This window comes from Mesorhizobium sp. WSM4308 (assembly GCF_002294905.1).
Classification (GTDB): domain Bacteria; phylum Pseudomonadota; class Alphaproteobacteria; order Rhizobiales; family Rhizobiaceae; genus Mesorhizobium.
This window is the reverse complement of record NZ_NSFW01000009.1, coordinates 195,805-208,445: the sequence shown is the minus strand read 5'-3', so window position 1 is coordinate 208,445 and position 12,641 is coordinate 195,805. Positions and strand designations below refer to the sequence as shown.

Annotated in this window: 12 protein-coding genes; 6 read left to right on the top strand and 6 right to left on the bottom strand. The window is 63.4% G+C overall.

All coding sequences use genetic code 11. The annotated features are described in order from the left end of the window. Positions 1 to 17 precede the first annotated feature (17 nt). Together CK227_RS18585 and CK227_RS18580 are read left to right on the top strand one after the other, a co-directional pair. Positions 18 to 416 carry a glyoxalase/bleomycin resistance/extradiol dioxygenase family protein gene (locus CK227_RS18585; RefSeq protein WP_095773914.1) on the top strand — a complete coding sequence of 133 codons (399 nt, stop codon included), beginning with the start codon at positions 18 to 20 and terminating at the stop codon, positions 414 to 416. A 98-nt stretch (positions 417 to 514) separates the two neighbouring features. Next, positions 515 to 1,081 carry an isoprenylcysteine carboxylmethyltransferase family protein gene (locus CK227_RS18580; protein WP_095773913.1) on the top strand — a complete coding sequence of 189 codons (567 nt, stop codon included), beginning with the start codon at positions 515 to 517 and terminating at the stop codon, positions 1,079 to 1,081. A 27-nt stretch (positions 1,082 to 1,108) separates the two neighbouring features. On the opposite strand, the gene CK227_RS18575 is transcribed toward CK227_RS18580, so the two are convergent. From CK227_RS18575 to ettA, 5 genes are all read right to left on the bottom strand, one after another. Further along, a complete protein-coding gene (locus tag CK227_RS18575; protein ID WP_095773912.1) occupies positions 1,109 to 1,525 on the bottom strand; it encodes a GFA family protein in 417 nt (138 codons plus the stop codon). 289 nt (positions 1,526 to 1,814) lie between these two features. Beyond that, positions 1,815 to 2,936: a beta-ketoacyl-ACP synthase III gene (locus CK227_RS18570; protein WP_095773911.1), complete on the bottom strand. Its 1,122-nt coding sequence runs from the start codon at positions 2,934 to 2,936 to the stop codon at positions 1,815 to 1,817. A 131-nt stretch (positions 2,937 to 3,067) separates the two neighbouring features. Beyond that, positions 3,068 to 3,403, bottom strand: a complete 336-nt coding sequence (locus tag CK227_RS18565; RefSeq protein ID WP_095774030.1) for a hypothetical protein — start codon at positions 3,401 to 3,403, stop codon at positions 3,068 to 3,070. 103 nt (positions 3,404 to 3,506) lie between these two features. Next, positions 3,507 to 4,277, bottom strand: a complete 771-nt coding sequence (gene tam / locus CK227_RS18560) for a trans-aconitate 2-methyltransferase (protein WP_095773910.1) — start codon at positions 4,275 to 4,277, stop codon at positions 3,507 to 3,509. A 46-nt stretch (positions 4,278 to 4,323) separates the two neighbouring features. Beyond that, positions 4,324 to 5,973: an energy-dependent translational throttle protein EttA gene (gene ettA, locus CK227_RS18555; RefSeq protein WP_095773909.1), complete on the bottom strand. Its 1,650-nt coding sequence runs from the start codon at positions 5,971 to 5,973 to the stop codon at positions 4,324 to 4,326. Between the two features lie 255 nt (positions 5,974 to 6,228). Between ettA and CK227_RS18550 the strand changes: the two genes are divergently transcribed. Beyond that, complete coding sequence (locus tag CK227_RS18550; protein ID WP_095773908.1) at positions 6,229 to 7,515, top strand: GGDEF domain-containing protein; 1,287 nt, start codon at positions 6,229 to 6,231, stop codon at positions 7,513 to 7,515. Positions 7,516 to 7,557: 42 nt separating this feature from the next. Here the strand turns inward: CK227_RS18550 and CK227_RS18545 are convergent, their stop codons facing one another. Further along, on the bottom strand, positions 7,558 to 8,565 hold the full coding sequence (locus tag CK227_RS18545) for a ribonuclease (protein WP_095773907.1): 1,008 nt from the start codon (positions 8,563 to 8,565) through the stop codon (positions 7,558 to 7,560). 184 nt (positions 8,566 to 8,749) lie between these two features. Here CK227_RS18545 and CK227_RS18540 point away from each other — a divergent pair, with 184 nt between their 5' ends. From CK227_RS18540 to CK227_RS18530, 3 genes are all read left to right on the top strand, one after another. Further along, complete coding sequence (locus CK227_RS18540; RefSeq protein WP_095773906.1) at positions 8,750 to 9,679, top strand: alpha/beta hydrolase; 930 nt, start codon at positions 8,750 to 8,752, stop codon at positions 9,677 to 9,679. 123 nt (positions 9,680 to 9,802) lie between these two features. Further along, entirely contained in the window at positions 9,803 to 10,978 is a 1,176-nt protein-coding gene (locus CK227_RS18535; protein WP_095773905.1) for a CaiB/BaiF CoA-transferase family protein, read from the top strand. Beyond that, on the top strand, positions 10,975 to 12,624 hold the full coding sequence (locus CK227_RS18530; RefSeq protein ID WP_095773904.1) for a thiamine pyrophosphate-binding protein: 1,650 nt from the start codon (positions 10,975 to 10,977) through the stop codon (positions 12,622 to 12,624). Before CK227_RS18535 ends, CK227_RS18530 begins: the two co-directional genes overlap by 4 nt. Positions 12,625 to 12,641: the final 17 nt, after the last annotated feature.

The window sequence follows — 12,641 nt, the reverse complement described above, 5'->3', positions numbered from 1 at the left end:
TTCACAGGGAAGATGTGATGCGGCTCTCCCCTTCGCTGTTCTTCACCACCAACTGCGAGCCGGCACTGGCTTTCTACGAACAGTGCGGCCTTGGCCGGGGAACCATCCTGCTGCGCTGGGGCGATAACGGCATGCCGGTGCGAACAGAAACCATGCGCGGAAAAATCCTGCATGCGCGCTTCGAAGGTCCGGGCGTGCTGTTCCATGCCTCCGACAATGATGATGCCGAGCCGATGAAAGGCTCTGCCATGATGCTGGAATTCGACGACCTGGCAGCCATGCGGGAGCTTTTCTCCCGCATGGCTGCCGGCGGCCGCATCACCGTGCCCCTGGCGCGGCAATATTGGGGAACCAGCTTCGGCATGCTGGTCGACGCCTATGGCGTGCAGTGGATGTTCAGTTGCTCGGGTCAATAAGGCGAAGGATCACGATCTTCTTACCGGAAATGGAATTGGTGCCGCATTGCCGCCGCGTCGGATCGCTTTCATGTTGGCGAGACACTGTGGAGGTTCTCATGCGCCCCGCGACGGCAATCGCGCTGCTCTGGCTGATCTGGGTCGTCACCTGGATTGCGGCCGCCATGTGGGCTGATCCGGCTCAAAAACGCGCCACCATCGGCGCAGAGGTCCGCTATCGCATCTTCTGGCTGGCAGGCACCGTCCTGCTGTTCGTCCCGGCGCACCGCTATGAAGGCAGGTTGAGATTGTGGACTCCGACCCTGGCCGAGGCCTGGGCCTGCATTGCCCTGATCGCCATCGGTCTCATCTTCTCGTGGTGGGCGCGTATTCATTTGGGCAGGCTGTGGTCGGCCTCGGTCACCGCCAAGGCAGACCACCGCGTCGTCGATACCGGCCCCTACGGCCTCGTTCGCCACCCGATCTACACAGGATTGCTGCTGGCGCTCCTCGCCACTATGATGGCGAAAGGCACTGTCTGGGGCATTGCAGGTGTCGCACTGCTCACCATCGGCATCGTCATGAAGGCAAGACTCGAGGAGCGCTTCTTGCGCGGCGAACTTGGCCCCGCCTATGACGACTACGCGCGGCGGGTGCCGATGCTGGTTCCCTTTACGCCGGCCTGACACGCCAAGGTGCGTTGGTACGACAGCTCAGCCCGATTCTTTCGCCCCGCTGCCTTGCCGGAAATGCTCGACGGCACCGTCGATTTGAACCCAATCATGTTTCGATTGCTCGAAGATCGACCGGACTGGCGGCGGACAGTTCGGGTCGGTCAGCGCCCCGACGGCGACGCCGATCATCATTGGCAGCCTGTCGGCTTTCCAATAGACCGTCGAGCCGCAGTTGGGGCAGAAGTAGTTGTGCACCTTCCCGCCGCTTGCCGCATCGCGGGTGAATTCCTTCGCGGTTCCGGAGATGGCAACGGCCTCGGCCGGATAAAAGGCGCCGACGCCGAAGGGGGCCCCGGTTCGGCGCTGGCAGTCGAGACAGTGGCAGGCGACAACCAGTTTTGATGGTCCTGCCAGCGTCAGCATGAGGGCACCGCAACTGCATCGGGCATCGACCATTGCAACTCTCCTTTTCTGGAAACGGGATCGCGTTGATCCAAGCTCGGATACCCCCGACACAGGCTGTGCGAGGGTCAAGTCAGGCTGAACGGCAGTGGAAAACGGTGCGAAGCGACCAAACGAGATGGTTTTCGAGAACCGGAGCGGAGCGCACTTAAGTCCGTTAGCACCGGCCTACGCCGGCCGCAGCCTTAACTGCACGACCACTCATGACTGCTTCGGCCGGCGAAGGCCGGAAGCGCAGAAAGCCTTCGTTTGCAGGCCGGCATCACCTGAATATCGGCGCACGTTAAAGCATCCGGATGAGCGCGCCGCCTATCGAATACCCCGCGCCAAAGGCGCAGATCAAGCCGAAATCGCCGGGTTTCATGTCGGTATGGTTCTCCGACAGCGCGACGATGGCGCCGGCGCCCGCCGTGTTGCCCAGCCGCTCCAGTACCATCGGCGCGCGATCGTTATCGACATCGTGGCCGAACGACAGTTTCAGGATCATCGCATTCATCCGCGCATTGGCCTGATGCAGCCAGAAGCGCCTGATCGCCTGCGGCGTCAGTCCGTGCTCGGCCAGGAATTCGACGATGAATTTCTGGCCGGCGACGGTGACTTCCTTGAACACCTTGTTGCCGACCTGTTTGATCAGATTGCCTTCCAGATTGATCATGTAGGGATCATCCTGGGCGGTGCGGGTGTGGTAGCCGAGATTGGTACGGATGTTGTTCGACATCTGCGTCCACAGCCGCGTGTCCAGCACCTCGAAGCGCCCCGGCCGTTTGTCGCCCTGGGCAAGCCCCTCCACAACTATCGACACCGAGGCGTCGCCGAAGATGAAATGCGTCTGCCGGTCGCGGAAATTGAGATGTCCGGTGATGATTTCCGGCGTGGTCACCAGGATGCGCTTGTGCGCGCCCGAGCGCACCAGATTGACCGCCATGTGAAGCGCGGCCGCCGCTGACGAACAGCCGAGTCCCATGTCGAAGCCGGCGCCGGTGGTGCCCAGCGCTTCCTGCATTTCGATTGCGATCGCCGGATAGGGCCGCTGGTGGTGAGAGGCCGAGCAGATGATCAGGTCGATCTGGGACGGTTCAAGTCCGGCATGGTCGAGCGCCTTCCTGGCCGAGGCGATGCCGAACTCGGCCTCCAGCGACAGCGCATCGTCGGGTCGCGCGGGAATGCGCGGCGTCATGCGGGTCGGGTCGAGAATGCCTTCGCGCTCGATGACATGACGGGATTTCACGCCCGAGGCGTGGACGATGAAGTCGCTGTCGGATTTCTGCAGCAGCGCCTCTCCGGTGCCCTGACGGCGCGCATTCTCCGTGTCGACCCAGCTGTTGAAGCTCTCGACCAGTTCTTCATTCGTGATGACAGCTTCAGGAATTTCAGCGCCGATGCCGCTGATGATGACGCGATGCATGTTTCAGTCCGTCCCATCCGCAGGCGTTGCGGCTTCATGTGGGCGCCGAAACGCTTCGGCGCAACACTTTTCTCATCCGGCCGGTTTACGCCGGCTTAAACCAAATGTTGAGGCGGACTTGAACCGGGATTTCACCAGGCGCACAGCTTGGTGTTGGTCTGCGGGTTGTTCCAGCAGGCGCCGTCGTCACGGCTGCGCACGAACTGCCCCGGCAGCGGCACGTTGCGGCGACCGAGATTGACATAGCCATAGGCAAAGCCCGGCCCGTCGATCTCCAGCACATAGGTCGGGTAACCCGGCGCCGATATCCGGAAACTGCCGGCATCATCGATCGTGCGGTAGCTGCACGGGAAATACCCATCATCCGACGTGAAGCAGCGCGCCCGCTTGGCTTGCGCCGAAACCGAGAACGCCACGAGGGCGGCCGCGCACACGCCGCCGCCATAAAGCAATCTTTTCAAACTCATCATTCCCCCTGCCGTGCGGCCATCATGGCCCCACGCGGTGAATCGGGCATGACGGCGAAACCGGCTCAAGCCACGGCAATCGACCGCAGGCGAAGCGGATAATCTAGCCGGCCCGCTTGGCGACAATGAAGATACGCGGGAAGCGCAGCAGCACCTTGCCGTTCGCCATTCTGGGATAGGCCTGTTTGACCTTGGCCGTGTAACCATCCAGGAACATCTTGCGCTCGTCGGCGTCCAGCGGATCGAGGAACGGCTTCAGCCCGGTCGATCTCACCCATTCGACGATCGCCTCGGCGTCGGCCAGGGGATGGTTGTAGGCCGTATGCCAGATATCCAGCCGGTCGGAGAGCGGCGACAGCAGGTCGTAATAGAACGACACCGGCGGCAACGGTCCGCGCGCCGCACCCTTGAGCTTGTCGGCGAACGGCATTTCGGCGGCGGTTTCCTGCATCGCTTGATGCGAAGGCTCAAGCAGGTTGTCCGGCATCTGGACGGCCAGCGCGCCACCAGGCGCCAGAAAGCCCATCAGCCGCTGGAACACCGCCGGATGCGTGGGCAGCCACTGGAACACCGCGTTGGCGAAGATCACATTGACCGGTTCGGCCGCCTGCCATGTCGACGCGTCCGCCAGGTCGAAACTGACATTGGGCAGGCGTGCCCTCGCCTTCTCGATCATGTCGGGAGAGGTGTCGAAGCCACTCACCTGCGCATCCGGCCAGCGCTCGACCAGAAGCTCGGTCGAATTGCCAGGCCCGCAGCCTATGTCGACGACCCGGCGCGGGAAGTCGACCGGCACTTGCGCGGCCAGATCGCGCGCCGGCCGCGTGCGCTCATCCTCGAACTTCAGATATTGGGCGGCGGACCAATCAGCCATTTGAACTCCTCATGTGGCTTTGAGAATTCACCGCCCTAGTGATCCCCTACCGCGTCAGCCGCTTGTGCATCATGCGGTGCGGCGCTGCCGCTTCCGCACCGAGGCGGCGCAGCTTGTCCTTCTCATATTCCTCGAAATTGCCTTCGAACCATTCTACATGCGCGTCGCCTTCGAAGGCCAGCATGTGCGTCGCCATGCGGTCGAGGAACATGCGATCGTGGCTGATGATGACGGCGCAGCCGGCATAGGCTTCGAGCGCGTCTTCCAGTGCTCCCAGAGTTTCGGTGTCGAGGTCGTTGGTCGGTTCGTCGAGCAGCAGGACATTGCCGCCGCCCTTCAGCATCTTGGCCAGATGCACGCGGTTGCGCTGGCCGCCCGAAAGGTTGCCGACTTTCTGCTGCTGGTCGCCGCCGCGGAAGTTGAAGGACGAGCAATAGGCGCGGCTGTTGATCTCGTGCTTGCCGAGCTTGATGATTTCGGCGCCGCCGGAGATTTCTTCCCACACGGTCTTGTTGGCATCGAGCGCGTCGCGGCTCTGGTCGACGTAACCGAGCTTGACCGTCTCGCCGATGCGCACGGTGCCCGCATCCGGCTTTTCCTGGCCGGTGAAGGTCTTGAACAGCGTCGTCTTGCCGGCGCCGTTCGGGCCGATGACGCCGACAATGCCGCCCGGCGGCAGCCGGAACGACAGGTTCTCGATCAGAAGCTCGTCGCCAAAACCCTTGTTGAGGCCTTCGACCTCGATGACGACATTGCCGAGACGCTCGCTCGACGGAATAACGATCTGCGTGTCGGTCGGCTTGCGGCTCTGCGACTGCTCGAGCAGTTCCTCGTAGGCCTTGATACGCGCCTTCGACTTGGTCTGGCGCGCCTTCGGCGAGGACTGGATCCATTCGCGCTCGCGCCAGATCGACTTCTGACGGGCGTCGTCCTCGCGGCCTTCCTGGATCAGGCGCTTGGCCTTGGCATCGAGATATTTGGTGTAGTTGCCCTCATAGGGAATGCCGCGGCCACGGTCGAGCTCGAGGATCCACCCGGTGACATTGTCGAGGAAGTAGCGGTCGTGGGTGATGATCAGCACCGAGCCGGGATAGTCGCGCAGGTGCTTTTCCAGCCACGCCGTGGTCTCGGCATCAAGATGGTTGGTCGGTTCGTCGAGCAAAAGCAGGTCGGGCTGTTCCAGAAGCAGCCGGCAGAGCGCCACGCGGCGACGCTCGCCGCCGGACAGGTTGGTCACTTCGGAATCGCCAGGCGGACACTGCAGCGCGTCCATCGCCATCTCGACCTGCTGCTCGAGATCCCACAGGTTGAGCCTGTCCATCTCGTCCTGCAGCTTGGCCGACTCGTCCGCCGTCTCGTCGGAATAATTCATCATCAGCTCGTTATAGCGCTCGATGATGGCGGTCTTCCTGCCGACGCCGTCCATGACGTTTTCAAGCACGGTCTTTGAGTTGTCGAGCTGCGGCTCCTGCGCCAGGTAGCCGACCGTGGCGCCCTCGGCCAGCCATGCCTCGCCCTGAAACTCCTTGTCGAGCCCGGCCATGATGCGCAGGATGGTCGACTTACCCGAACCGTTGGGTCCGAGAATGCCTATCTTGGCGTCCGGATAGAAGGACAGATGAACATTATCGAGCACCTTCTTGGTGCCATAGGCCTTCGACAGGCCGGACATGTGATAGATGAACTGGCGTGCCACGCGCGCTTTCCCTGAAAAACTGACTGAATTGTCGATTTGAATGGAGGTTGGCCGCTATGTAGGCGATGCGGCGGCGAACGGCAATCGCTTTTGCCGGATCAGGCTGAACACACGGGCAAGTGTGTGCTGACTACCGAAGTTTTCCGCGCTCACGAACCGCGTTGAAATCTCCGGTTAACTCTTCCGCGTCAAAACAGGATCGGGGTGGAATCGCTGGCTGGCCGCGATTCCAGTAGAGAAAGCGGATCGACGGCAGTGCTGAACAGTTTCCTGCTCCTTGCCGAAGCGGTCGTCTACTTCAGCGTCATGGTGACGCTGTTCCGCTTCCGCAAGCGCATTGGTCTCGGCGTCTTCGTCTGCGCGCTCGGCGTCATGCATTTCCTGGAAACCTATCTCGCCAGCGTCTTTTATGTCGCACTGCCGTTCGGCTTGGTCTCGCCGGGCTCGGCGGTGCTGTTTTCGGGCAAGCTGGTGATGCTGCTCCTGCTCTACATCAAGGAGGACGCCGCCACCGTGCGCCAGCCCATCTATGGCCTGCTGCTCGGCAATGCGGTGATGATCGGGCTGGTATTGCTCTTGCGCCTGCACGCCATAGCGCCGCTCCCCGACGGCAAGCTGCCCGATATCGGCTTCATCGACGAGATGGGCTGGTTGATGGTGTGGGGCACGACCCTCCTGTTCATCGACGCCATCCTGATCGTCCTGCTCTATGAAAGACTTGGGCGCACCCTGCGCAAGGCGCAGTTCGCGCGCATCCTGATCTGCGTCGCCTGCGTGCTGACCTTCGACCAGGCGGGCTTCTTCACCGCGCTTCATTTCGTCGCCGGCGCGCCGACCGCTGTCTTCTTCGGCGGCTGGTTCGCCAAGATGGCGGCGGCGCTGGCCTTCAGCGGCATGCTCGTGGCCTACCTCAGATGGTTCGAGGCCCGCGATATTGCGCTGCCGCGCGGGCTGACCGACATTTTCGAAACGCTGACCTATCGCGAGCGCTATGAAGCGCTGGTCGAGCATGTCGGCCGCGACGGCCTGACCGGCCTGCTGCATCGCGGCCGCTTCGACGCCGACGGTGAAGCCGCCGTCGAGCTCAGCCTGCGCACGGCGAGGCCTCTCAGCCTGCTGATCATCGATGTCGACCATTTCAAGTCGATCAACGACCGTTTCGGCCATGCCGAAGGCGACAAGGTGCTGAAAGCGATCGCGGCCCTGCTCCGCGAGGTGGCGAGCGCCGAAGACCAGGTGTTTCGCATCGGCGGCGAGGAGTTCGCCATCCTCAGTTCGCGCCCGCATCCGGTCGCCAGGCTGTTTGGCGAAAGCATCCGTTACGCCGTCAAGGCATCGCCCGTGGCCAGCCGCTTCGAGCTGACCGTCAGCGCCGGCGTTTCAACCGTCAGCGAAACGACGCGCTGTCTTGCCGATCTGTTCGCCCTCGCCGACCAGCGCCTCTACAAGGCGAAGTCGACCGGACGCGACCGCGTCGTCGGCGAGCCCGGCGGCCATGAGCCGGACGCCGCCATCGCCTGGACCAAGTCGGCGCAGTTCTGATCGAGGATTTCTCTGTCGCGCAATGCCGGCCAGCCGCCTGTGCTACTGGAACCCGATCGCGTCGACGGTGCCTATCGGGCAACCGGCCTTGTTGGTCGGTACGGAAGCCAGCAACAGGTCCTTGAGCGAACTGCTCGGGCTGATCGGGCCGGCAAGGCCGAGCGTCAATTCACCGATCAGCCGCCGGCCGTTGGACGGATCGATGACGCAGGACACCCGCACGCGATCCCCGGCCCCGGCGCCGAAGGCCTGGTCGAAGGCGCCACGGATCTGGTCCGCCGTCAGCTTGCCGCCAATGGTCTTGGCGAAGAGCTCGCGCACCGGCGAGGCATTCACCTGTCGCATCAGGCCGAGCGCGTCGGAGAAGTATTCCTGCTGGTTCTTGCCGTAGCAGGTGCCGTGCTTGATCCATTCATGCCGTTCCAGCTGGGAGGCCGTGCCCGGCATCACCTGGTCGAGCTCCTTACGGGTGCCGGCGTCCAGATTGACCGGCGGCAGATCCTTCCAGTGAGCAGGATTGTCGTTGGCCTTGTCGCTGGCCGCCACCTGGCAATAGAAATTGCCGTTCGGCTGCGGCCACAGCCCATGCAAGGTGAAGTTGGTGGCGTCGAACTCATTCGGGTTCTGCGCCCTGCATTCGGTCTTGCTCGACTTGGTCTCGCAAAAAGCCGGCTGCCAGCTCAGCGCGAAGACATATTCGGGCTTCCCCGAGGCGGCCGGCTTGCCTTGTCCGCCAGGTGCCGCAGGCGCTGTCGCGGCACTGCTGCCCGCCAGATGGCCGCAAGTGACCTTCACCCAGCGGCGTTCCGGATCGGCGCCCGGCACCAGGATCAAATAATGCGTCGGCGCGTCCTTGTTGCCGGCAAGCAGCTGGTAGCTCTGTCCGGCATCGGTCGAGACGTTGCCGGGGTTCTTGCCGTTCTTGATGGCTTGCGTTGCCGGACAGGCCGCATCGGCAACGAAGGTGCCGCTCATCTTGACTTCGGCATGCGCAGCATTGGCCAGCGATACCGCCAGCATAGCCAATCCGAAAACGACACCAATGCGCATGAGAAATCCCCGGCTGAGAAGTGGGCGACAGACTGAAGCTGTCTCCATGTCAGAATTGCGATATTTTGCGGGTCGAACGCAAGAAACATCGTCGCGCAAAAGCATTTGCTGTGGATTGACGCGTAACCGGCGGCGGCGCAAACAAAGCCAACAACGATAAAAACGAGGGGGAGAGCGGGCGGCCATGCCTTTCAATCAGCAACGCATGGTCCGCTCACCGACCGGCGCCGATCTCAATCTCCTCGTCAGCCGCGCTGAAGGCAAGCCGCGCGCGGTCGTCCAGATCAACCACGGCCTGGCCGAGCACGCCGCGCGCTATGCCCGCTTTGCCGATTTTCTCTCCGCGCGGGGCTTCCACGTCTATGTCCATGACCATCGCGGCCATGGCGCGACCAAGGCCTCCGATGCGCCGCTCGGCAAATTCGCCGACGAGGATGGCCCGGCCAAGGTGATCGCCGATGTCAATGCCATCCACGATCTCATCGCCGGCGAATGCCCGAACCTGCCGGTCATCCTTTTCGGTCATTCGATGGGCGCGTCGGTGGCGCTGAACTACCTTTTGGAGCACTCCCCGCGCATCCATGCCGCCGCGATCTGGAACGGCAATTTCTCACAAGGGCGGCTTGGGCAGGTAGCGCTCGGCATTCTCGCCTGGGAGCGGATGCGGCTGGGCTCCGACGTCCCGTCCCGCCTGCTGCCGAAACTCACCTTTCAGGCCTGGGGCAAGGCGGTGCCCAATCACCGCACGCCGTTCGACTGGCTGTCGCGCGACGAGGCCGAGGTGGCGAAATACATCGCCGATCCGCTGTGCGGCTGGGATGCCTCCGTGTCGATGTGGCGCGACGTGGTCTCGATGGCGATCAACGGCGGCAAGGATGCCGCCTTCGCCGGCGTCCGGCGCGGCCTTCCCATCGCCGTCGTCGGCGGCGAGAAAGATCCCGCTTCGGACCATGGCAAGGGCATCATCCACCTTGCCAATCGCATGCGTGGGATGGGCTTTTCGAATCTCGTTTCAAAGGTTTACGCCGACACCCGCCACGAAAGCCTGAACGAGGTGAACCGCGACATCATCATGAACGATTTCGCCACCTGGGCCGACAACGTGCTGAAATAGCGACCTGCATCCTTTTCGAACCGGCCCGTTGGCCTATTGCAAGGGCCGTGACAGCCGATGCCGGGCTTGATAGAGGCTCTGCTTTGGCGGCAATCATGGTGATTGCGGCAATCACGGTGATTTATGGCCGAACCACCCCTGAAAGGCGTCCGCGTCGTCGAACTCGCCCGCATCCTCGCCGGGCCATGGGCCGGGCAATTGCTTGCCGATCTCGGCGCCGACGTCATCAAGGTCGAAAGTCCCGATGGTGGCGACGACACCCGCAAATGGGGCCCGCCCTTCGTCATGAGCCATGACGGCGAGAACCTGTCGGCCGCCTATTACCATTCCTGCAACCGCGGCAAGCGCTCCATCGCTATCGATTTCTCGACGCCGGAGGGCGCCGAGACCGTGCGCCGGCTGGTCGCGACCTCTGATGTGCTGATCGAGAATTTCAAGCTCGGCGGCCTGAAGAAATACGGGCTCGACCATGACAGCCTGCGCAAGATCAACCCGCGCCTCGTCTATTGCTCGATCACCGGCTTCGGCCAGGACGGGCCCTATGCGCCGCGCGCCGGCTACGACTTCATCATCCAGGCCATGGCCGGCATGATGTCGATCACCGGCGAGGTGGGCCGCGAGCCGCAAAAGGCCGGCGTCGCCATCTCCGACATCTTCACCGGGCTCTATTCGGTCATCGCCATCCAGGCCGCGTTGCGCCATGCCGAGCGGACCGGCGAAGGCCAGCATATCGACATGGCGCTGTTCGACACGCAGATCTCGGCGCTCGGCAACCAGAACCTCAACTATCTCGTCTCCGGCAAGTCGCCGGTGCAGATGGGCAACGCGCATATGAACATCGCGCCTTACGAGGTGGTGCCGGTCCGGGACGGCCACATTATCCTTGCGGTCGGCAATGACGGTCAGTTCGCCAAATTCTGTGCAGCGGTCGGGCTGGATGAACTGTCGACCAATCCCGACTTCGCCACCAATCCGGCCCGGGTCGCCAACCGGGTGAAGCTGCGCGAACGCATCGTCGAGGCCTTGAGCACGCTCGATCGCGACCCGCTGCTGGCAAGGCTGGAAGCGGCAAGCGTGCCGGCGAGCCCGATCAACACGATCGGCCAGATGTTCGCCGACCCGCAGACGATCGCGCGCGGTATGCGGCTCGGCCTCGACGACGGCCATGGCAATCTTCTGCCCTCGGTGCGCGCGCCGATGGTGATGTCCGGCACGCCGCTCGTCTATGAGCGCCCCTCGCCGCGCCTGGGCGAACACACCGACGAAATCCTTGCCGAACTGGAGAGATCAGCGAAATGAAGACCGGTGGACAACTGATCGTCGATGCGCTGGAAGCGAACGGCACCGACCGCATCTTCTGCGTGCCCGGCGAATCCTATCTGGCGGTGCTCGACGCGCTGCACGATTCACCGATCCGCACCATCGTCTGCCGCCAGGAGGGGGGTGCCGCGATGATGGCCGACTGCCAGGGCCGGCTGACCGGCAAGCCCGGCATCTGTTTCGTCACCCGCGGCCCCGGCGCCACCAACGCGTCCGCCGGCATCCACATCGCCATGCAGGATTCGGTGCCGCTCATCCTGTTCATCGGCCAGGTTGCCAGCCATGCCAAGGAACGCGAGGCGTTCCAGGAGGTGGACTACAAGAAGTTCTTCGGCGACATAGCCAAATGGGTGATCGAGATCGATGACGCCTCGCGCATCCCCGAATTCGTCACCCGCGCCTTCGCGGTCGCGACGTCGGGCCGGCCTGGCCCGGTCGTCATCTCGCTGCCCGAAGACATGCTGACCAGCGAGGTCGAGGCTCCGGAAGCGCTCCCCCACACGCCTGTCGAGACCTATCCCGGCGGGGCCGAACTCGACGCGCTGGAAATGCTGCTCAACGGCGCCAAGCGACCATTCGTCATCCTCGGCGGCACACGCTGGAATGAGGAAGCGGTTGCGCGCATGCGCGCCATATCGGAGACATGGTCGCTTGCCGTCGGCTGCTCTTTCCGCCGCCAGATGCTGTTCGACCATCTTCACGCGAACTACGCCGGCGACGTGGGCATCGGCATCAACCCCAAACTGGCGGCGCAGATCAAGGCGGCCGACGTCGTGCTGTTGATCGGCGGGCGCATGGGCGAGATGCCCTCCTCCGACTATACGCTGCTGAAAAGCCCCTACCCCGACCAGGCGCTGGTGCACGTCCACGCCGACGCCGGCGAGCTCGGCCGCGTCTACCGGCCGACGCTGGCGATCAACGCCTCGCCCGCCGCCTTCGTCGAGGCCTTTGCCGAGCGCAAGCCCGCCGGCACGCCATCCTGGTCAGCCGAGACAGCCAAGGCACATGCCGCCTATCTCGAATGGTCGACGCCGCCGCAGACGGGTCCGGGCGACGTGCAGATGGGTCCGATCATGACCTATCTGGAACAGGAGTTGCCGCACGACGCCATATTCGCCAACGGCGCCGGCAACTACGCCACCTGGGTGCATCGTTTCCACCGCTTTCGCCGTTTCGGCACGCAGGCGGCGCCGACCTCCGGCTCGATGGGCTACGGCACCCCGGCCGCGGTCGCCGCCAAGGCGCTTTATCCGGATCGCACCGTTATCGCCTTTGCCGGCGACGGCTGCTTCCTGATGAACGGCCAGGAGTTCGCCACCGCCGTGCAATATGACCTGCCGATTATCGTGATCGTCGTCAACAACGGCATTTACGGCACCATCCGCATGCATCAGGAACGCGAATATCCCGGCCGCGTCGTCGCCACCGATCTCAGGAATCCCGACTTCGCGTCGCTGGCACGCGCCTATGGCGGCCATGGCGAGACGGTCGAGAAGACGGCGGATTTCGCGCCGGCCTTCGTGCGAGCCCGCGCCAGCGGCAAGCCGGCCATCGTCGAAATCAGGCTCGACCCCGAAGCGATCACGCCAACCCGCACGATGACGCAGATCCGCGACAAGGCGTGATCCAAAAAAGGGGCGGT